Annotated in this window: 18 protein-coding genes; 13 read left to right on the top strand and 5 right to left on the bottom strand. The window is 56.0% G+C overall.

The features are described from left to right. The first annotated feature begins 8 nt into the window (after positions 1-8). The gene (gene rlmD, locus FHG12_RS15485) at positions 9-1,421 is read left to right on the top strand and encodes a 23S rRNA (uracil(1939)-C(5))-methyltransferase RlmD (protein WP_394348421.1); all 1,413 of its coding nucleotides are present in this window, start codon (positions 9-11) and stop codon (positions 1,419-1,421) included. A gap of 389 nt (positions 1,422-1,810) precedes the next feature. Beyond that, a complete protein-coding gene (locus FHG12_RS15480) occupies positions 1,811-2,185 on the top strand; it encodes a hypothetical protein (RefSeq protein WP_139516587.1) in 375 nt (124 codons plus the stop codon). A gap of 86 nt (positions 2,186-2,271) precedes the next feature. Here the strand turns inward: FHG12_RS15480 and thiL are convergent, their stop codons facing one another. Continuing rightward, the gene (gene thiL / locus FHG12_RS15475; RefSeq protein WP_139516586.1) at positions 2,272-3,303 is read right to left on the bottom strand and encodes a thiamine-phosphate kinase; all 1,032 of its coding nucleotides are present in this window, start codon (positions 3,301-3,303) and stop codon (positions 2,272-2,274) included. Between the two features lie 239 nt (positions 3,304-3,542). Between thiL and FHG12_RS15470 the strand changes: the two genes are divergently transcribed. From FHG12_RS15470 to FHG12_RS15440, 7 genes are all read left to right on the top strand, one after another. Beyond that, a complete protein-coding gene (locus tag FHG12_RS15470) occupies positions 3,543-4,133 on the top strand; it encodes a TetR/AcrR family transcriptional regulator (RefSeq protein ID WP_139516585.1) in 591 nt (196 codons plus the stop codon). 24 nt (positions 4,134-4,157) lie between these two features. After that, a complete protein-coding gene (paaA, locus tag FHG12_RS15465; protein ID WP_139516584.1) occupies positions 4,158-5,147 on the top strand; it encodes a 1,2-phenylacetyl-CoA epoxidase subunit PaaA in 990 nt (329 codons plus the stop codon). A gap of 78 nt (positions 5,148-5,225) precedes the next feature. Continuing rightward, on the top strand, positions 5,226-5,903 hold the full coding sequence (locus tag FHG12_RS15460; protein ID WP_139516583.1) for a phenylacetic acid degradation b: 678 nt from the start codon (positions 5,226-5,228) through the stop codon (positions 5,901-5,903). Continuing rightward, positions 5,900-6,655, top strand: coding sequence for a 1,2-phenylacetyl-CoA epoxidase subunit PaaC (paaC, locus tag FHG12_RS15455; protein ID WP_139516582.1), 756 nt, complete (start codon positions 5,900-5,902; stop codon positions 6,653-6,655). The genes FHG12_RS15460 and paaC overlap by 4 nt, the downstream gene beginning before the upstream one ends. Before the next feature lie 36 nt (positions 6,656-6,691). Then, on the top strand, positions 6,692-7,177 hold the full coding sequence (paaD, locus tag FHG12_RS15450; protein ID WP_139516581.1) for a 1,2-phenylacetyl-CoA epoxidase subunit PaaD: 486 nt from the start codon (positions 6,692-6,694) through the stop codon (positions 7,175-7,177). 32 nt (positions 7,178-7,209) lie between these two features. Next, the gene (locus FHG12_RS15445; protein WP_139516580.1) at positions 7,210-7,797 is read left to right on the top strand and encodes a hypothetical protein; all 588 of its coding nucleotides are present in this window, start codon (positions 7,210-7,212) and stop codon (positions 7,795-7,797) included. Positions 7,798-7,977: 180 nt separating this feature from the next. Further along, positions 7,978-8,310 (top strand): hypothetical protein, encoded by a 333-nt coding sequence (locus tag FHG12_RS15440; RefSeq protein ID WP_139516579.1) that lies wholly within the window; start codon positions 7,978-7,980, stop codon positions 8,308-8,310. Positions 8,311-8,545: 235 nt separating this feature from the next. Here the strand turns inward: FHG12_RS15440 and FHG12_RS15435 are convergent, their stop codons facing one another. Further along, the gene (locus tag FHG12_RS15435; protein WP_230471143.1) at positions 8,546-10,291 is read right to left on the bottom strand and encodes a M3 family oligoendopeptidase; all 1,746 of its coding nucleotides are present in this window, start codon (positions 10,289-10,291) and stop codon (positions 8,546-8,548) included. Between the two features lie 182 nt (positions 10,292-10,473). Further along, the gene (locus FHG12_RS15430; RefSeq protein ID WP_139516578.1) at positions 10,474-11,577 is read right to left on the bottom strand and encodes a ferredoxin--NADP reductase; all 1,104 of its coding nucleotides are present in this window, start codon (positions 11,575-11,577) and stop codon (positions 10,474-10,476) included. Between the two features lie 186 nt (positions 11,578-11,763). Between FHG12_RS15430 and FHG12_RS15425 the strand changes: the two genes are divergently transcribed. Beyond that, positions 11,764-12,456, top strand: a complete 693-nt coding sequence (locus FHG12_RS15425; RefSeq protein WP_139516577.1) for a peptidoglycan DD-metalloendopeptidase family protein — start codon at positions 11,764-11,766, stop codon at positions 12,454-12,456. Positions 12,457-12,595: 139 nt separating this feature from the next. Here the strand turns inward: FHG12_RS15425 and FHG12_RS15420 are convergent, their stop codons facing one another. Beyond that, positions 12,596-13,744: an ABC transporter permease gene (locus FHG12_RS15420; protein WP_230471142.1), complete on the bottom strand. Its 1,149-nt coding sequence runs from the start codon at positions 13,742-13,744 to the stop codon at positions 12,596-12,598. A 113-nt stretch (positions 13,745-13,857) separates the two neighbouring features. On the opposite strand from FHG12_RS15420, the gene FHG12_RS15415 reads away from it, so the two are divergent. Genes FHG12_RS15415 through FHG12_RS15405 form a run of 3 tightly spaced genes read left to right on the top strand, consistent with a single transcriptional unit; the run spans position 13,858 to position 16,627 of the window. Beyond that, entirely contained in the window at positions 13,858-15,123 is a 1,266-nt protein-coding gene (locus FHG12_RS15415; RefSeq protein WP_139516575.1) for an exo-beta-N-acetylmuramidase NamZ family protein, read from the top strand. A gap of 47 nt (positions 15,124-15,170) precedes the next feature. Continuing rightward, positions 15,171-16,145 (top strand): methionyl-tRNA formyltransferase, encoded by a 975-nt coding sequence (gene fmt, locus FHG12_RS15410; protein WP_139516574.1) that lies wholly within the window; start codon positions 15,171-15,173, stop codon positions 16,143-16,145. Continuing rightward, positions 16,142-16,627 carry a dihydrofolate reductase gene (locus FHG12_RS15405; protein ID WP_139516573.1) on the top strand — a complete coding sequence of 162 codons (486 nt, stop codon included), beginning with the start codon at positions 16,142-16,144 and terminating at the stop codon, positions 16,625-16,627. Before fmt ends, FHG12_RS15405 begins: the two co-directional genes overlap by 4 nt. A gap of 205 nt (positions 16,628-16,832) precedes the next feature. On the opposite strand, the gene porU2 is transcribed toward FHG12_RS15405, so the two are convergent. After that, the gene (gene porU2 / locus FHG12_RS15400) at positions 16,833-21,389 is read right to left on the bottom strand and encodes a putative type IX secretion system sortase PorU2 (protein WP_139516572.1); all 4,557 of its coding nucleotides are present in this window, start codon (positions 21,387-21,389) and stop codon (positions 16,833-16,835) included. Positions 21,390-21,441 lie beyond the last annotated feature (52 nt).

Raw genomic sequence — 21,441 nt, 5'->3', positions numbered from 1 at the left:
TTGCGCTTGTGAACAAAACAGCGAAAAAAATCCCTGCGGACGCACTCCGCGAAGTCGAGATTACCGACATGGTGGCCGAGGGCAAATGCCTCGTGCGCCACAACAACATGGTCATTTTCGTGACCGGCGTCGCGCCCGGCGACGTGGTTGACTTGCGCGTCACCAAAGCCAAAAAGAACTTCCTTGAAGCGGTGCCTACACGCTTTCACAAATACTCTGAGCTGCGCGTCGAGCCGTTTTGCCAGCACTTCGGCACCTGTGGCGGCTGCAAATGGCAGCACATCGGCTACGATACCCAACTCAAATACAAGCAGCAACAGGTCGAGGACACGCTGCAACGCATTGGCAAAGTGGCACTTCCGGAGATTCCGCAGATTCTGCCTTCGGCGGAGCGCACGTATTACCGCAACAAGCTGGAGTTCACGTTTAGCCACAACGGCTGGATCACGAACGAGCAGATCCAATCGGGCGAGGAATTTGACCGCCGCGTGCTGGGGTTCCACACGCCCGCCCGCTTCGACAAGATCATCGACGTGGAGCATTGCTGGTTGCAGCCTGAGCCCAGCAATTCGATCCGGTTGGCCATCCGTGATTATACACGCGATAACGATTTGCCTTTCAACGACTTAGTAAAGCAAACGGGATTTCTGCGCAACCTCATCATTCGTACGGCCAACACTACCGGCGATCTGATGGTGATTGTGCAGTGCTACTACCGCCACGACGCGCTGGAACCGCTGCTCGACTATGTCTATGAGAAGTTTCCGCAGATCACGTCGCTGAATTACGTTATCAATGACAAGGGCAATGAGACCTTTCATGACCTAGAGGTAACGTGCTATAAAGGAGAGCCCTACATCCACGAAGAAATGGAAGGATTGCGCTTTTGTGTTGGGCCGAAGTCGTTTTACCAGACCAATTCCGAAGGCGCTTACAACCTGTACAAGCTCACCCGCGATTTCGCCCAACTAACTGGCAATGAGCTGGTTTATGATTTATACACGGGTGCCGGTACCATCGCCAATTTCGTGGCCCGGCAGGCTAAGCACGTGGTTGGCGTGGAGTATGTGGTGTCGGCGGTGAAGGACGCGTACCTCAACTCCGAAATCAACGGCATCAAAAACACCGAATTCTACGCCGGCGACATGAAGGACGTGCTCTCGGCCGAGTTCATCGCCCAGCACGGCCGCCCCGATGTGGTCATCACCGATCCGCCCCGCGCCGGCATGCACCCCGATGTAGTCGCGCGTCTGCTCGAAATGCGTGCTCCGCGCATCGTGTACGTGAGCTGCAACCCTGCCACGCAAGCCCGTGATTTAGAACTACTTGACGAAGCTTACAAAGTTACGCGCGTACAGCCGGTGGATATGTTTCCGCACACGCACCATGTGGAGAACGTCGTGGCATTGGAGTTGAAGTGATTTGGAGGGCATCATGCAGGAAATATTAACGAAAGACCTAGTTGGCGAAAAGCTAAGTTCTGTGACGTTCGTAATGGATTATCTGCAACTTGATTTCGACGGTAGCGGATTCACCATGTTCGTATGGCCTTCCATTCTATGTGATAATGAGAGCATTGCATTTGGAAATGTAGAATACAGAAATAGACTTTGTTCTTTAATTGCCAAGGTTGTTACGAGAATAGAGTATGTTGAAAACGTAATGCTTCGGATAATTTTTGACGAAGCAAATCTTATTCACTGGCCTATAAATTCAGACAATCCAGCTATCGTAGCAGAGATCGGTATTTACCAGAATGTTGAAGGACAATGGTTTGTCTTTCAATGAAATACTCTAAGCCCGTTTTATCATGGATTACGCTAACGACCCCGAACTGAATGGCAAATACCTAGGCACCATCACCAAGGATTTCGCCACTGTTTCGGATACCCTGATGGAAGCTTCTTCTCAAATTCGGAAGAGCGATATTTCTAAGTATCCGATTTTTGTGTTTGCGCGGCAGCAAGTGCCGCTGGGTGCTTTGCTGGTGAACGCCGACGATTTGAATCTGGAATGGCATGTGTTTGCTTCCTACGCAGAACTCTTTGTACAACAAGGGATTATAAATGCAGAAGGCATACCGGCTTTCCAGCAGACGTATAAGGACCCAAATGAATACTGCTGCTTGTTTGTGTTGGATGAGGAGTTTACCAACTTCGTATTCGTGCCGTATCCAGAGGACTAAGCCCTTTGAGTTTAGAAAGAAAAAGCCCCGCTATTCACATAGCGGGGCTTTTTCTTTCCTTATAAGTAAGTCGGTTAACAATGCCGCTAAAAATGCTGCCAGCCTTGTGCACGCAACGGCACGGGTTGGCCGGCTTTGGTAATGAGGTTAACGCCGTCGCTTTTCTCGGTGATGTGGCCGATAATGGTGATGTCGGGGTGGTTTTTGAGCTTGTCGTGGGCCGAGAGCGGGACGGTGAACAGCAGTTCGTAGTCTTCGCCGCCGTTGAGCATGCACATGATGGGGTCGAGGTTGAACTCCGCGGCGACTTCCAGCGTGGGATTGGCGATGGGCAGGTTTTCGGAGAACACCCGCGCGCCCGTGCCCGATTGCTGGCAGATGTGCAGCACTTCCGAAGCGAGCCCGTCGGAGATGTCGATCATGGCCGTTGGCACTACGCCGAGGTCGCGGAGCTCGTGGATGACGTCCATGCGGGCTTCGGGGCGCAATTGGCGCTGCACGACGTACGTGTACTTCTCCAAATCGGGCTGCATCTCGGGGTCGGCCATGTAGGCTTGCTTTTCGCGCTCCAGCACCTGCAAGCCCAGAAATGCGCCGCCCAAATCGCCGGTCACGCAGATCAAATCGTTGGGGCGGGCCCCTCCTCTCTTAACTGCTTGCCCATGAGGCACTTGGCCCATCGCCGTAACACTGATCGTGAGGCCGCCGCGGCTGGCCGTGGTGTCGCCGCCAACTAAGTCGACGTTGTAGGCTTCGCAGGCTAGCCGCATGCCTTCGTAAAGTTCTTCAATAGCTTCCACCGAATAGCGGGCGCCAACTGCAATGCCCACGACCAATTGAGTCGGAATGGCGTTCATGGCAGCTACATCGGACACGTTCACGGCTATCGCCTTGTAACCCAAGTGCTTAATTGGGCAAAATGTGAGGTCGAAGTGCACGCCTTCAACCAGCAAATCGGTGCTGACGACCAAATCGTGGTTGGCGTCGGGCGTAATAATGGCTGCGTCGTCGCCAATGCCTAACGAAGTGCTGGCTTGCCGAAGCGTAACGGTTTGTTGAATGCGGCGGATCAGGCCGAATTCGCCGACTTTATCGAGGGGCGTGATGGAATCGCTCATAGCTTACATACGTGAAGGCGCAAAGGTAGAAAGAACTCCTGCGTACGCTGACGCGGGGAAAGGAGTGATATTTTCTCGTTTGGAAATTGGCGGCACCATTTCGTGCGGTAGCTTGCCCCTGATCTCGGCGACAAGCTTTTTATAATCAGTTGCTTATGTGCAGCTTGCAGCTACGTATTTATTACGCAACCTAGGTTTGCTAACGAACGTTAGGAACCATAACTTTGTTAGCAACTTGTATGGAAACCACTGCCTCCACTCTTTCGCGCAAAGCCCAGATTGACCAGACGGCCACGGCGCTGTTTCGCACCCGCGGTTTTGCAGCTACCAGCATGCGTGAGTTGGCTACCGCTTTGGGCATTGAGGCAGGCAGCATTTACTCGCACATTCGCTCGAAAGAGGAGATTTTACACCGCATCTGCTTTCGCATGGCGGACCAGTTTTTTGCCGGTTTTGCTAACGCTACGCAGGACGACACCCAACCGGCCGCTGTGCGGTTGCGCCGCGCCATCGAAAGCCACGTGCGCGTGCTTACGCTGGACGTAGCGGCTTCGGCCGTGTTTCTGCACGAGTGGCGCCACCTTTCGGAAGCGGCCCGCAATGAATTTTTGACGTTGCGCGAACGCTACGAAGTCAACTTTCGCCGCCTGATTCAGCAAGGAATCGAGGCGGGCGAACTGCACGCACCCGACGCGGCTTTTGCGGCGCTTACGCTGCTGGCTAGCCTCAATTGGCTTCCCAACTGGTTTAAGCCCGATGGCAAGCTTACCCCCGACGACATTGCGCATCGCCTCGCCGACCAGTTGTTGCTCGGCCTTGCTCATTCCTAACGACACCCACCCAAATCCCCCCCGATGTACGGCTCCGCAAGCACCCACGACATCCCAGCCAACGCCGCCACTGGCTTGGAGAACGAAGACCCAATTAAGCTGGCCGAATTTGAAGCCCGGATTGCCCGCGGCGAGAAGATTGAGCCAAACGATTGGATGCCAGGCCTTTATCGCAAGCAGCTCACGCGCATGATCGAGCAGCACGCCCACTCCGAAATCATCGGTTCGTTGCCGGAAGGCACCTGGATTACGCGCGCGCCTGGCTTCCGCCGCAAAATGGCCCAGATGGCCAAGGTGCAGGACGAAGTAGGCCATGCGCAGTTGTTGTATTCGGCGGCTGAAACGCTGGGCAAAACGCGCGAGCAAATGCTGTCGGATTTGATCAATGGCAAGAGCAAGTATTCAAACGTTTTCAACTATCCGGCTTTCACTTGGGCCGATTCGAACGTGATTTCGTGGTTGATTGACGCGGGTGCCATTGTCAACCAAATGGCCAATGCGAAAGGCAGCTACGGCCCGTATTGCCGGGCCCTGGAGCGGATTTGCGCCGAAGAATCCTTCCACCTGAAGTACGGCCACGACGCCGTCGTGCACCTTGCCACCGGCACTCCCACCCAGCGCCGGATGATTCAGGAAGCGCTCAACCGTTGGTGGCCGCCGATCATGACCTTCTTCGGGCCTTCGGATAAGATGAGCACGCACACCGAAATTCTGATGCGCTGGAAAGTTAAGATGGCTTCCAACGATGAGTGTCGCCAGCAGTTCTTGGACATGTACGTGCCCAAAATATGGGAACTGGGCCTCACGGTACCTGACCCCAAGCTGCGCAAAAACGAAGACGGCGTGTGGGAGTTCACCGAGCCCGATTGGGAAGATTTCAAGCGCGTCATCAACGGCGATGGTCCTTGCAACAAAGAGCGCTTGGCTGTGCGTCGCGCCGCCGAAGAAAACGGCGCTTGGGTGCGCCGCGCCTTGCTTTCGCCGAAGGCGAAGTACGTGCGCCCGCTGGCGTAGGTATTCGTTCACAACCCACCTAAGTGTCATCATTCGCTGCGCTCTGGATGACACTTGATCCGGAAACTTTACACCGAAATGTCCCTCTCCTCCCTCGATCCGCGCATCAACCGCTTGGCTTTGCCCGATGCGCCTCCGCCCCCACCCGACAAGCCCGAACTAGACCAGTTCGAGACGTACGAGGTCTTTCACCAGAAAAAAGAAGGCACCGCATACGCCTACGTAGGGCCGGTGCACGCGCCATCGCTGGACGTGGCGTTTCTGTTTGCAAAGGAGCAGTATAGCCGCCGGTTTGCCTGCACGGGTATGTGGGTAACGCCCACGCGTTGCGTACAAGTATCTGACTACGTGAACGATACAGAATCAGTATACGACACCCTCCCTACCGAAGCCAGTGAAACTCCAACGCCGGTTTCTGAATCGAAGGAAGAAGAACTCGCTTACGCGGCCGGCGAAGAAGACTACGATATTTTCCACCTCAAGAAGCGCGGCAAGGCGCATGTGCACGTGGGCAAAGTGCGGGCTTCGAGTCCGCGAGAAGCATTGACGGTAGCCAAAGCCGTGTTTGGCGAACAGCGCCCCGTGGTGAATGTGTGGGTGGTACGCTCGGCCGATATCCTACGCTCCGACGAAGACGATCGCGACATCTGGAGCACCACGCCCGACAAAAAATACCGCGACGCCATCGCGTACAAAGTGATGGACAAAATCGAACTGTTCAAACAAGAACAAAAGTCAAACGCTCCGCAGGCATGAACACCGACGCGCTAAAAGACCTTCTCTACCGCTTGGCCGACGACCAGCTCATCTTGGGGCACCGCAACTCGGAGTGGAACGGCCTAGGCCCTATTCTGGAGGAAGACATTGCGTTTTCGTCGATGGCCCAGGACAAGTTGGGCCACAGCTTGCAGCTGTACTCGTTGCTGCACCAACTCGGCGAGGCGGAACCAGATATGGTTGCTTTCACGCGGAATGCCCCACAGTTTCATTGCGCACAGCTGGTCGAGTTGCCCATCGGTGAATACGACTTCAGCCTGATCCGTCACTTTCTCTACGACCACGCCGAACTACTTCGCTTTGAGGCACTTGCACAGAGCAGCTACGAGCCGCTGGCGCAGGTAGCCCGCAAGCTAAAAGGCGAGTTGAAGTACCACACCTTGCACGCCAACACGTGGGTAAAACAGTTGGGCTCGGCTACGGAAGAAGCCATTGAGCGCCTTCAGAACTCGCTGAATTTCACCTTGCCTTACGCGTTGGGTTTGTTTGAAAAAACTGCTCAGGAAGAAGCCATCATCGCCGACGGCATCTTTGTAGGCGAAGACGCAATTAAGACGCGCTGGGAGGAAAACATCACGAAAGTGCTCAACCAAACAGCGTTGGAAATGCCTGATTTGGCCTCTCTTACGCCGGTATATGGCGGACGTACGGGCCAGCACACTGAGTACTTACAGCCTCTGCTCGACGAAATGGCCGAGGTATTCCGCCTCGACCCTACGGCCGAATGGTAAGTATCTGATTATCAATTACTTCTAAAACCATTACCCGTGTACTCCAAAGCCGACATATTTTCCTGGCTCGAAGCGGTGAAAGACCCGGAAATCCCGACGGTTTCGCTCGTGGATTTGGGGGTGATTCGGGCCGTGGAGGTAGAGGATTCGGGGCGAGTAGTGGTCCGCATGACGCCCACTTTTGCTGGTTGTCCGGCCATGGATTACATGCGCCGCGACGTGGAGCAAACCCTTCGCGCACACGGCGTGCCGGAGGTGCAGGTAGAAATAAGCCTGGCGGAAGCGTGGTCGTCGGATATGGTAACGGAAAAAGGCCGCGCCGGCTTGCGCCAGCACGGCCTGACACCGCCGCCGATGCTGGAAGGCCAAGTGCTCGACCTCGACTTTTTGGAGTATGCCGAGTGCCCCCGCTGCCACGGCCACAACACCGAATTGCGGACGCCGTTTGGAGCCACGCTGTGCCGTGCTGTGCACTACTGCCACGACTGCCGCCAAATCTTCGAACAATTTAAACCGCTGTGAATATTTTGCCCCTTTTCGACGTTATTGGCAGCATGAGAAAAATTTTGCCGCTGGCCTTGCTCCTGCTCTTGGCCGGCCTCGACGCTTGTAACCGCACTCCTAAGGCCGTAGATCCCGCTTCGCCACAGGCCGCCAAGGTTCAGCTGGACGTGCTCCGCGACACCGTGGATGCGCGCTGGGCCGAGATGATCGCCAGCGACGACGCCAAAGTAACGGCTACCAAACAAGTGCTGCGCGAGTTAGAATCGCAGCCCGGCACCGACCGCGCTCAGCTTCAGCAGCTTGCCCACGCCAACGACCGCCTGAAGCGCATTCGCTACGACCAGCAATCGATGGCGGCTTCGGATAAAATCGACGCTTACGACTCGGCGCAAGATTCGCTGTTGCATGTGCTGTATACGGTGGCCTTGCCCAACAACGGCCAGCCCACGGAAGGCGTAAAAACCTTAACGCAAGAAATACAAGATACTGATAATCAAGTGGTTGGTTTCAGAGTCCGCTATGACCAAGCAGCCAAACAATTCAACAATTACTTGCAGCTCCACCAAGAAGAGATTAGCTCGTTGGGCGGCAAATACAGCAAGCTACAGCCGCTGCCTCTTTTCGAATTAAAGCAATAACTGCATTTGATGCCGCGCTTGTGGTAAGCCCCTTGGTTGCTTGTAAAGGCAGCCAAGGGGCTTCGTCTTTTAAATGAGCTCTAGCAATTGGGATCGAGCCAAAAAGTTTGGGCGCTTTGCAACTTCCTTTTTATGGTCAGTATCTCTAGTGCAGATACTCAACTACTAAGCCTGTCACAGATGCAACTCTCTAGCTTCACGTTCCACTATAAAGTTGTTTGCACGCTAGCCTTGGGTGCCGGTTTCGTCCTGTTAAGTGCGTGTCAGGATGACAAGAGCGCAGATCCTGCTTGCTCCACTCCCGCCACCATCCGCGACTTAACTGGCCTCGATGGGTGTCGGTTTGTACTCGAACTTAGCTCTGGCAAACGCCTCGAGCCCGCTGGCGAGGCTTGGACAGCTTACACGCCCCACGACGGCGAGAAAGTATACATCGCCTACACCGACGACCCACGGGCAAGTATCTGCATGGTTGGGCAAACGGTGAAGATTGTTTGCATCCGTGCTAGGTAAGGCTAGCTCTGCTGTTGCGAAGTTGTTTCTACTTGATAATCAGGCATTAATAGCAAACTATTTTTTGCCACGCAACCCGAAGGCCGTGTTTCAGATCATCATGCCGTATACTTTGCTGCCCGGCTTTATTGGTATGGTTTATTGCTTGTAGAAAGTCTTTATGCAGGGGTTATCAGTAGAAAAGGCGGCCGGATTGCTCCGGCCGCCTTTTACGTTCTTGATCGGTGGGTGCAGCTTACAGCTTGGCCATTTCTTCGCGCACGAAGTCGGCTAGGGTGCGCAGGTACTCGGTGCTGAAGTCGAAGCGAATGCCTGCGGCGGCATAGATTTCGCCAATTGGGGCGGTATAACCCAAGGCCAAGGCCCGCTTGTACGCCTCTAATCCTTCCTGCGGATTCTGGCGGAAATTGCGCCACACGGCAATGGCCCCGAGTTGCGCCATCGCATACTCGATGTAGTAGAAGGGCACTTCGTAGAGATGAAGCTGCTTCTGCCACAAATAAGGCTTAAAGCGCTCCAAGCCTTTCCAGCTTACCGTGCGCTGGTTGAATTCGTCAAAAACCTGCGTCCAACGGGCGTGGCGCTCTTCCACGGTATGCTGCGGATTTTCGTACACCCAATGCTGAAACTTATCGATGGTGGCTACCCACGGGAACGTCTCCAGCACACTTTCGAGGTGTGTTTTCTTGGCGCGACGCAACTCGTCTTCATTCGGGAAAAACAGCCCCCAGTGGTCCATAGAAATTAGCTCCATGCTCATGGAGGCTAACTCTGCTACTTCTGACGGCGGGTGCTTATCGGCGGAAAGCGGCAGGGCACGGGTCAGGAAGCTGTGTACGGCGTGGCCGCCTTCGTGCAGCATGGTCACCACGTCGCGCAACGACGAAGTCGCGTTCATGAAAATGAACGGCACGCCGGTTTCATCCAACGGATAATTATAGCCGCCAGGTGCTTTGCCTTTGCGTGATTCCAGATCGAGGTGACCCATCTGGCGCATCGTCAGGAGACAATCGCCCAGAAAGCCATCGAGGCGTTGAAACACAGTAATGGTTTTTTCCAGCAGCTCTTCTCCGGTGTCGAAGGGGCGCAGGGGCGCTTTGCCGCTCACATCCACATCGAGGTCCCAAGGGCGCAGCTCTGGCAGGGCCAAATCCTGGCGCCGTTCCAGATCCAAGTCATCGATGAGCGGCACTACCGTTTCGCGAATGGCACGGTGGAAAGCAAAGCAATCTTCCGGCGTGTAATCGAAGCGGCCCAGCGCGGCAAACATGTAGTCGCGGAAGTTGGGAAAATCCGCGTTCAAAGCCATTTGGTGCCGCAGAGACACCAGTTCAGTGAACAGCTGATCGAGCGGCTGCGAGTCCTGCAAGCGGCGCTCCTGAATCGCCCGATACGCTTCTTCCCGGATGGCGCGGTCGGGGTTTTTCAGGCGGTCGGCGGCGCGGGGCAGCGTAATCTCTTCACCGTCAAGGGTTACCGTCATGGCACCCACAGTAGCGGCGTATTGCTGCTGCTTGGTGCTGATGTCGGTTTTGAGGGGAATGTTTTCCGCACGATAAATTTCGAGGGCTTGCCGTACCGAACGCAGGAATACGCCGTAGCGCTCCTGATCGAGACCCGGCAAGAACTCCGAGTGCATCATCTTCTCGTTGAGCGCATGGTCGTAAGGTGCAACGTTGGGCTCAATCTCGTTGACAAAGAACTGAAACGCTTCGGCCCGCTCCTGGTCCTGCGTGTCGCAGGTCATGCGGATGTAGCGCCACGCAAGATCCTCACTCAGAATGCTTTCCAGCTCGCTACGGTCGAGCATCCATTTTTCCAACTCGTCGGAAGAAGCAAGGGTGCGGTCGCGTAGCTCGACAAAATACGGTTCGAGAGAGGCCCAATCGCTGACAGTGAACGCTTCGGGCAGAAAATGACGCGGCGGACGCTGCGTATCCGTAGCCGAAGCCACTTGGGTATCGAGGGCGGAATTCATCATAAATACAAGATACGCCAGTAAAACAGAGAAAGGAAAGAGTTGCTACAGCTCAGCTTACGAATATGTCGAATTGAGGAAAATAAGCCAACTGCAACCCTAAAACTCCGGCGTGACGCAAGCTCCCTTCTACGCAAAAAACGGCTGGGCGTTGGGAAAATCGGCCACCGATTTGCGCCTCAGCGTTACCCAATCTCCAGCACAACGTCGCTGGTGAGTGGGTGGCCTACGCACAACAGCACGTAGCCTTGCTTCATTTCCGAGTCGGACAGGCCCTCGCGCTCGTCGAGGTGCACCTTGCCCGAAAGGCACTTGCCGCGGCACGCCGTGCACAAACCCGCCTGGCAGCTATACGGCAGGTCGATGTCCTGATCGAGCGCGGCTTCGAGTATCGTTTGGGAAGGCTCAACGCTGACTTCGTACTCCGATCCTTCGTAATTGATTGTGACAGTGCGCGTTACGATTTCATCAGTATCGCTGTCCGATACGTCGCCGTGGCCATTGGGCTGCGCGGCGGCAGCTTCCTGGGTTTCGGCAGCCGCCACAAAGCTTTCGCGGCGAATCTGCGCAGCGGGGACGCCCAGCAAGTCGAGGGCGGCGCGGGCTTCGGTCATCATGCCCTCGGGGCCGCAAAGGAAATACTCGGCTTGTGCTGCCGGAAATTGGTGCAGTTGCTCCAGAATGCGCAGCAGCATGGTGCGGTTGAGGCGGCCGGTATGCTGGCTGGCGGCAGGGTTAGCGGGCTGACTAAAAACGTGTTCAATTTGTAAGCGGCGGCCGTATTGCGTTTCCAATTGGTGGAGCTGCTTGGAAAAAATCACGGCCGCTTCGTTGCGGCTGCCATACACGAGCAGCACGTGGCTGTTGGGCTCTTCGCGCAACACGGCTTTCAGAATGCTCATGAGCGGCGTGATGCCACTGCCTGCCCCAATCAGCACAATGGAGCGCGCGGCTTTTGGATTGGTTTTGATCGTAAAGTTGCCCAGCGGAGCCATGGCTTCAATCTGCTGGCCAACCTGCACTGTATCAAGCAGATAATTACTCACCAACCCACCCGGCACGCGCTTTACCGTAACCGAGAGGCGCGGTGCTTCGTGGGCCGTGCTGCTGAGCGAATACGAGCGGCGCTCTTTCTTGCCGGCTGGGCCGCAAGGCAAAATCAGGGTAAGAAACTGGCCCGGCTCACTGGCTACGGGCTGACGGCCAGGCGTTTCAAGATGGATGGTAACGGTATCGGGCGTTTCGTGGGTAAGCTCGACGACGTTGAGCGTAAGATACGGGCTGCTCATGCGGGTTGATGAACTGGTGGGAGTGGAGTAAGCTAACCAAAAAAGGGCGCTGCGGGTTGGCAAGCGGTGCTACAAATGTAACGCATAGCTTTGTAGGCTACAGGGCATGTTAGGGCCTCAACATTTCTATTTACGTTTCGTTTCTCGGTAGCTGCCACCCAAGTTTGCGTTCTTCCCCGTTTTTCTATGTCGCTTTCTGCTCTTCTGCGTCGTCATTCCGCTGAGTTCGGGCCGGTTTTGCCCGTCGATCTCAACTCGCCCCAAGTGGCTCGCCTCGATTTTACGGCTGCCAATCCCCTGCTCGATCATGCCGACCTGCGCGATACGGCCGCTTTTGAAGAGCTGGTGCAACAGCTACTCGACGCGCAGGAAGCACAGATTGGCGTGGGTGGCTACCTCGAAAACCGCGTGATCTACCGGCGCAGTCCGGGCGTATTTGGCGACCCAAGCTCCCCGTCTCGTTCGCTGCATTTGGGCGTCGATGTGTGGCTACGGGCCGGTACGCCGGTGTTGGCGCCGCTCGATGCCGTCGTGCACAGCGTGGCCGACAACAATAATTTCGGCGATTACGGCCCAACGGTAATTCTCGAACACAGCTTGGAGGGCACGACGTTTTACACGCTCTACGGACATTTGGGGCGCCGCGAAGTAGCCCTGTTGCGCCCCGACATGATAGTGGAGAAAGGAACCACGTTTGCTGAAGTCGGGCCGCACCCCGAAAACGGCGATTGGCCGCCCCACCTGCATTTTCAGATCATCGCCGACATGCAAGGCCGGCAAGGTGATTTTCCAGGCGTGGCGTTGCCGGAAGAAAAGAAAACATGGGCCGCGCTATGCCCCGACCCCAACTTGATTCTGCAATGTCAGCATTTGATTTGAGCCACGAATGGTTTAACCTGCTTACCTGCCTTTTCAGCAAAAAGCCCATTCTGTTCACCCAGAATGGGCTTTTTGTAAGCACTTGATTATCAAACGATTACAAAACTAATGTTCGTCCACAAAATCCGTGGTTCAAACATCAATCGAACTTAATCGCGGCTACCGGGCGAATGCGTGAGATTAGGTAGGTCGGAATCAGGACGGCCAGCAGGGACGCCAGAAACGTGGCGGCGTTCAGCAGCAGAATCATTTTCACGTCCCAGTAAATCGGAACCCGGTTCATGTAGTAGTTTTCGGGGTCGAGCGGGATGAGGTGAAAATAATATTGGAGCGCGCAGAAGCCCAGGCCTACCAAATTGCCGTAGAGCATGCCGCGCACCGTCAGCGACATGCCGCGGAAAAAGAACATGCTGCGAATCTGGTTGTCAGTAGCCCCGATGGCCTTGAGCACCCCGATCATGTTGGTGCGCTCCAGAATCATGATAAAGATCGTAGCCACCATGTTAAACGTAGCCACGAAGATAATGAGTATCAGGAAGATAACTACGTTACGGTTCAATAGCTTCAGCCAGTCGAAGAGCTGGGCGTATTGTTCGGTGATCTTGTCCAGCTTCAGATCATAAGGCAGGCTTTCGTACATGCGATCGAAGGTGGGATCGAGCTGCGTGAAGTCGCGCAGCATCACTTCCACGCCACCTACCAGCGAATCGGGCCACGAATTCAACTCGCGCACCTGCCGAATATCGCCGATCACGTAAGCCTCATCGAACTCGTCGAGGCCGGTCTGGTAGATGCCGCTCACGGTGAATTTGCGCACCCGCGGCGGATTCTGGATAAAATAAAACAACGCCTCGTCGCCGACTTTCAGCCGGAGCTTGTCGGCAATTTTGCGGCTGAGCAACACGTCGTTGCTGGCGGCCGTGTCGGAGAACGTGATGAATTTGCCCGCCACCAGGTTTTGCCGCATCGACGAAAGACCGTTTTTCTCGTCAATTCCCTTTAAGGCCACGCCCATCACCTCATCTTTGGTCTTGATGATGGCAGTTTTGCGAGCGAAAGGCTGCACATTCTTTACCTCCGGAATGCGGTGCAGCGTCTGGAGCAAGCGCACACTCTCGATGGGCTCGACTTCCAGCGAGTTGTTGGTGTCGTACTTGCTGATTTGGAGGTGCGCGCCAAACGAGAAGATCTTACTTTGGATCTCGTTGCGGAAGCCTTCCAGAATCGCAAACGAGACGACCATTACCGCCAGCCCGAGGGCAATGCTGATAATGGCTATTTTTGTCACCGAGGAGGTAAAAGAACCTGAATCGGCACCCTCGATCTTGTGGGATATATACCGCGAGACATTCACTGCCGTAAAGCTACGCGTCTACGGCCAGTTTTCTAGTTTCGTTCCTAATGACTTCAACCCTGCTTACCAGCCTGCTAGGTTTCACCGTTTTGTTCGCCGATTGCAGCCGTCCTAGCACCGGCTCTGCCCAGTCGGCTGCTGCCACGCCGGTACCGCCGGTGGTGGTCACGTCCGCGCCTCAGGTTGTGCTCGACGCTGCTACACAAGCGCCGGCCAGCCTGCAAGTGGGCGCGGCGCAGTTTGGCCGCTACGTGCCGCAGCTGCGCGGCAAACGCGTAGGCCTCGTCGTCAACCAGACCGCTCGCGTTGGGCAGGCCTACCTCGTCGATACCTTGCTTACGCAGGGCGTGCAGGTGAAAATGATTTTTGCGCCCGAACACGGCTTCCGGGGAGAAGCTGCCGATGGCGCTACCATCAAAGACGGCCGCGACAGCCGCAGCGGATTGCCCGTTCGCTCGCTTTACGGCTCTACCAAAAAGCCAACGCCGGAAATGCTCCAGGACGTTGATGTGTTAGTATTTGATATTCAAGATGTTGGCGCACGCTTCTATACCTTCATCAGTACGCTGCACTACATCATGGAAGCCGCTGCGGAACAAGGCAAGGAAGTACTGGTGCTGGATCGCCCCAACCCCAACGGTTGGTACGTCGACGGGCCGGTGCTAGAGCCGGCGCACAAGTCGTTTGTGGGCATGCACCCCATCCCGATTGTGCACGGCCTCACGGTAGGCGAGCTCGCGCAAATGATCAACGGCGAAAAGTGGCTGGCCGGTGGCCGAACTTGCCGCCTTACGGTGGTGCCGGTGGCCGGTTACACGCACGCGATGCACTATCAGCTCCCGGTGCGCCCTTCGCCCAACTTACCGAATGCGCATTCGGTTGTGCTTTATCCTACCGTATGCATGTTCGAAGGCACCGACGTGAGCGTGGGCAGAGGCACCGATATGCCTTTTGAAGTGATTGGTGGCCCAGCCCAGCCGACGAGCCGCCCTTTCAGCTTCACGCCCCGGCCCAACACAGGTTCGCCCACGCCACCCCAAAACGGGCAGCTTTGCTACGGCCTCGACCTGCGGAAAGTGGAAGTCAAAGAACCAACTGGCTTCACGCTTAAGTATCTGATCGACTTTTACAAGCAGAGCACCAACAAGGAGAAGTTCTTCGGGAAATACTTCGAGCAACTCAGTGGCACTTCCACGATGCGGCAGCAAATCATCGCCGGGAAGTCCGAACAGGAAATCCGCGCGTCGTGGGAGCCGGCGCTGTCGCAATACAAACAGATGAGGAAGAAGTACTTACTGTACCAGGATTTTTAGGACTAGCACTAATCCTGACCCTCATCTTTTCGGTTTCCTTAATAATTATGAATTCTACTTCTCCTCTCCGCCTCATTTTCATGGGTACGCCCGAATTTGCGGTGCCGACGCTCGAAACGCTGCTGACTTGGCCCGGCTGCGAAGTGGTGGCCGTTGTGACGGCGCCGGATAAGCCCGCGGGCCGCGGTCGGCAACTCGCCGAATCGGCCGTGAAGCAGGCAGCGACGCGGCATAACTTACCCGTGCTACAACCCACCAACTTGAAATCACCGGAGTTTCAGGCGGAGCTGCGGAGCTACGAAGCGGATTTGCAAGTAGTAGTAGCTTTCCGGATGTTGCCGGAGGCGGTTTGGAACATGCCGCGCCTGGGCTCCATCAACATCCATGCTTCGCTGCTGCCCCAGTACCGGGGAGCGGCGCCCATCAACTGGGCGCTGATCCACGGCGAAACGCAAACCGGCGTCACTTCCTTCTTTCTGCAACACGAGATCGACACCGGCGACCTGATTTTGCAGGATATGGTACCCATTTCCGAAGACGACGACTTCGGCACGCTGTACGAAAAGCTCAAGGCTTCTGGCGCGGCGTTAGCCTTGCGCACGGTGCAGGCGATAGCAGCCGGCAATGTGCCCACTACGCCCCAAACGGCCACCGAATCGCTGCGTTCGGCTCCCAAAATACAGAAGGAAACCGGCCGGCTTGATTTCACGCAATCCGCACCTGCCTTAGCGAATTTAGTGCGCGGCCTCTCCCCCATCCCGACGGCCTTTACGCAACTCCCGGATGGGCGCACGCTGAAAGTTTTTCGGGCGCAAGCTATGGCCGACGACGCCGACAGCGGACCCGGTGCAATAGCACCGCCCGGCACCTGGCTCACGGATGGGCGCACGTACCTCCGGGTACAAACCGGAGCGGGCCTGCTCGATCTGTTGGATGTGCAGCTGGAAGGCAAGAAGCGTCTGCCTGTTTCCGACTTCCTGCGCGGCTTCAATGCCAGTACCCTAACTCCGCCCACCACATGATCGCTTTAGTAGTAGCCGTTGCCGAAAATGGAGTAATTGGGCGCGACAACCAGCTCATTTGGCACCTTCCCGCCGACTTGAAGCATTTCAAGCAACTCACTCTGAATCACCCGATTGTGATGGGCCGCCGCACGTTCGAAGCCATCGGCCGGCCGTTGCCGGGACGCACCAACATTGTGGTTACCCGGCAGCCCGATTGGCACGCAGAAGGCTGCCAAGTCGCCTTTTCGGTACCCGAGGCGCTGGAACAAGCGCAGGCTCTAGACGAAGATGTATTCGTGATTGGAGGTGGTGAAATTTACCGCCAAGCCTTGGCCGCCGCCGACACCGTGTTCCTTACCGAAGTCCACAACAGCTTCGATGGCGACGTAATTTTTCCCGAGCTCAACCACACCGAATGGCGCGAGATAACCCGCGAACGGCACGAGCCTGATGCCAAACACGCCTATGCCTTCAGCTTCGTAACGATGCAACGGCGCTAGATTTATAAGTAATTGATTATAATCTACTTATAAATTTAGCGCCGCGTGTCATCCAGAGCGCAGCGAAGGATCTCGCCCGCTTCGTTCGGTGTATTACTTGTGTAGAGATCCTTCGCTGCGCTCTGGATGACACGCAGTGGTGAGAGAAAATAAAGAGGCCGCCCAAATTGGGCGGCCTCTTTATATCTATCTTTTAATCAAACGCTTACCTCAACAGTACCAGTTTGCCCCAGTCTTTCTTAAACGACTTATCACCAGCGGTGATGCGGTGCTCAAAGGGCTTGTTGGCGGTGTCGAGCATGACGCGGTAGAGGTAGGTACCATTGGCCAAGCGGTCGCCGAACTCGTCGGTGCCGTCCCAGGCAAAATCGGTGATGTTGTTGCCGATGCGCAACGGCCCCAGCTCATCCATCATGATCTCCCGTACGACTTTGCCCGTGAGCGTCATGATCTGGATTTTCATGTTGCGCGGCAACTCCGAGCCCGTCAGCGTAAAGACAAACTTGGCCTTGCTCGTAATCGGGTTCGGATACGGGTAAAGATTGGTGATGGTAGAAGCGCTAATCACTTGGAAGGCAACCTCGTACGCTTCCGTACCGGCGGCTACGCCGTTGGCGCCGCGGCCTTGCGCCCGCAGGGTGTAGGTGCCGTCGGCGAGCGGCGAAGCTTTTCCAGGCTGAAAGTCGATGCGGGCCGTGCCTTTGAGCGAATCGTAAGCAAAGACCACGTTGGAAGCTCGCACGTCAATCTTAATGGTAGGCTGCCCCGATTTGGTTAAGAACAGATCGAAGTTTGCCGGGTCCTTGATTGCCCGCCGCCGGTCGCTGCTTTGCAACTGCACCGTAATCACCGGCACTGGCGACACGATGTCACCATTGAGAATGTGCTGACCGTCAAAGGCTACGTCCAAAACAGGCGGCACGGTGTTGCCGGGCACATTGAAGGCCGGCAGCATAATTTCATTATTGAAGAAGTACTGCTCAGGCACCGGTACCGTGTTGACGATTGCCCGGCCTGACACCCGGCCCGAGAGGCCAAACACGTTAACTTTCATCTTGAAAGTAGCTGTGCCATCGGCTTTTAGCACGTCGGGGGTCGCCGCCACCGTTTGGGTAGCTGACTTGCCATTTTCGTCCAGCAACGAAACCTGCGTTTGCAGCGGCTTGCCGAAATCGAGGGGAGAAACGTTGTCGAAAACGACCGGAAACTCCACGTAGCCGGTGCTGGCCGCTTGCTGGGCCAACGTGGCCGCTTCGTAGGTAGACGCGGCTACTTTGTCCGGGCGGGCCACACCTTCGGGCACGCCTTGGTAGGTCACAAGCCACTGTTTGAGTTGTGGAGCTGTGCCGCTTGAGGCATCGCGTATCTCCAGTTCCAGTTGCAAATACGGGTAGGCCGCCGCCGAAATGCTAGCTAATGAATACACCCGATCCTTTATATCGGGGTTTAGCACGGTCTTTTTATTATTGGCATCCACCCCAATCAGGCGTAGCGTGTAGCTGCCGGATGGCGCGGTGCGCACCGTTTGGTAGAGCGAATTCCATTGCTGAGCCCGCCCGATCAGCGTGGATGTGATCGTGCCCTGTGTTGTGTTGGCGAAACTCCACTTGCCGGAGGGCGCGGCATTGCTCAGGCCCGCTTGCTTATCGCGCGCGAATTGTCCGTAATGGCTCTGCGACCAACCGCCCATGCTGCCGTTGATGACGCGGAACGAACTCACGGCCCATTCCGGGTCTTCGCCAACCTGTGGGGTTTGCAGGCGCAAACGCCAGTACCACACCACGCTGTCGCGGTTGACGGCGGGCAGCGTAACCTGCCATTGCGGTACGTAGGCATCCTGAACGACCCGGTTTTGCAATACGTTGCTGTTGAAGGTGGGCACCGTATCCAACTGCATTTCAAAGCCCCGGGCGGTCTTGCCCGGCAGGTTGGATTGTCCTACCAAACGCACCGTCGTGCTGGGCACAATGGCAAACTCGGTCGGCATGAGAGTAGTTACCCCCCCCTGCAACAGGTTGATGTTTAGCTCGGCCTGGTTGTTAGTTTCGCTGAGTTCATCGACCAGGTTTTTGTCGTCGAGGGTCACAACAAATCGGTTGGCGCCAAAGCTGCTGCCCGACGTGGGCGGTGTGTTAGGAATGGCCAGAACATAGGTCGAATCCTGCCGGCCTTGCCGCATCGTGAAGTGGTAATCGACGCTGGCCGGGCTCGCCCCTGCCGGATAGAAGCGCGTTACCTTAATATCCACGTTTTCGGCGCCGCACAAATTGCCCGTGTTGCTTTCGCGCAGGTTCAGGTTGAAGCTCGCAGAAGTGGCTTGAGCCACGCCCCCGTTGCCATCCTGAAGTTGAAGATTATCGTTGGAAGTGACAAAATCGGGCTTAGCGGGCGAGTAGAGGCGCAACGCGGGGTCGCCTTGCCACACGGTGCTTATCAGCAGGGCCGTTCCGAAAGGATAGCTGGCCAGCCGCGGCTGCAACCGCCGTGCTACTTCGTTGTATACTTCCGTCATCGGCTTACCGTACCAGTTCGGGTCGTTGAAGAGTTCCTGGTACATGGTGCTGCAATACTCGTTCAGATCCGAATCGAGCCCCTCTACGGCGCTGGCCATGAAGCCCACCGCGCCTTTATCGCCGACCAGCGTCCAGTTTTCGCCTACCGTAATGTGCTCGGTATAGCTGTAGCCGCCGGCACAGCCATTGATGATAAAGACCGGATACTTGCCTTTGTTGTTGTAGTTGGTGCTCGGATTGTAGGGTGAACCCAGGTTGAGGTCGTAGAATTCGGGCGAACCGTGGCCGAAATACGTAATCAGGCTTAGCCCGGCGTTCAGTTCCGGCGCAATGTTGATATCAACCAGGTTTGCCCCGGCTTCGGGTGGGTGCACGTAGGTTTTTACCACTTTGCCCCCAAAGCACGGCTTCTCGACAGAGTTCTTATATCTGTTCATATAACCCTGAAACTGAGCAGTTTCTACAGCATCGTGCCCACCTACCAGATGCAGCACGTTTTTGCGCCAGGGCTCCGCGCCCAGCGCCTCGTGCTCCTTCAGCTTGTTTAGGTAATTCAGAACCTGTTGCGGCGTATTGGCCTGAATGCGTCCCGTAGGAATGCGGGCGATGTATTCGTCTTTCTCCCAATCGGCCGAGAAAAAATTATCCGACGGCCCACGCGTGCTCGTGGGCACCAAGTCCTTCACCGAATACTGCTCCGGAAACTGCCGGTACAGCGCTCCATTGCCGGCTCTCTCCCCGGTATGCACGCCTTTACCCAGCAGCAGCAGGTATTTGGGGCGAGCATTGGTCAACATCCATTGCGCGAAGTGCCGGATGGCCAAGGCTGAGTACTCGCCGTAGTGAAACTGGTCGAAAAGCTGCTGGCTGGTCACGACCAGGGTGTCGTATTTGCCGCCCGCGGCCGAGCCGCGGTACTCGGCATACGCCCGCACCGGGTTGGTGACGCTGCCTACTGGCTTCATCAATACCCCGTTACTGATAATCAAGAAGTTATAGGCACTTGGCGTAATGGTCCGGAATGTAATCCGCTTGGCCGGACCCGGAATGTATGGGCGGGCTTCGTCGGCAAGCAGCAGCGTATGCGTGCGATCGGTGGCACTGGGAAACACGAAGCCGCGCTGGGTGCCAGCCGTGGCCACGCCCTCAACCCGCTGCACGTTGTAAGGGTCCGTTACGTCGAAGCCGGCAACAGAATTTGGGATGCTGTCGAGGACGTAATAAGCGGGTCTGCTCAACGTCGAATCGTTGGCAAACGAAACGCTCCGCTGCCGCGCAAACCACCGGTTGGCCTGCGAATACAGTACCCGGATGTTGGCGATGCGCGAACGGTCCCGGGGCGCGGATGGGTCGCTGGGGCCCGCCGCTTGGAACTGTAGTTTCACCTTGCCGTCGGTGCCGATATCAGAGCGTTGCAGCGAAAATGTTCGCTTGCTGCTCGAGTAATCCTTATACGTCATGGTGCCCAGCAGCCGCGCCTGTCCGCTCGGCGGCACCACCGATACGTTGCTGATGTGCTCTGTTGCCATCCGGCTATGCCCTACCAGCGTCACCTCCACCCGAATGCTGGAACCGGCCACGATGTTGCGGATCGAATCGATTTCCTGCACCGTGGTAACCCCCAAATCGGAAGCACCAAAACCGTACGAAGGCGACAAAAAGCCTTCCCCGGCTTCGGCCCACGGGAAATACACCTGAGTAGCTACATCGACGTTTGAGAAGGCATTTGCAAAAATGCGTAGCCGATTTTGCACTCGATAAGGATGCGCCGTGCCAGGGGCCGATGCGCTGGGCTGAGCCATGCGCTTGCCTGCCCGTCCCGCCGACCACGTCAAGAAATATGCGGCCGTGTCGGTGTAGAGGCTGTAGAGGTTCTGCGGCTGATCCGTGGGCTTTTTGTACATGCCCCGGTCCAGCTGACCGTCGTTGCGCTGGCCGTAAAACTCGATGAAGGTGTTGGCGTCGAACGTAGCGGGATTGCCGCCCACGTAGATAGCTACCTCTTTGCCCCGACGCCAGAGTTGAAACTGGCTGGGCTGAACGCCCGCCACACCTGAGTTAGCAAGATATTGATAATCAAGACGATGTAAACCATCGTAAGTAACCTTGATTTTATAGTATTGCTGACCGGGCACAATCCATTCGTTGCCGAAGGGCCCGGACTGCGCTTTCGCTTGGAAGCCGCCTACTAGCAGCAACAGGCAAATGCTCCAGCGAAAGAAGATTGTCAGCTGGTAGTTTTGTTTCATGTGTATAGAGCAATGCCAAACCCAAGCAGATTATAACTGCTTATCAATCAAT

Origin of the sequence: Hymenobacter jejuensis (assembly GCF_006337165.1) — a bacterium.
GTDB lineage: Bacteria > Bacteroidota > Bacteroidia > Cytophagales > Hymenobacteraceae > Hymenobacter > Hymenobacter jejuensis.
The sequence above is the reverse complement of the archived record's forward strand: the minus strand, read 5'-3'. Positions and strand labels throughout refer to the sequence as shown.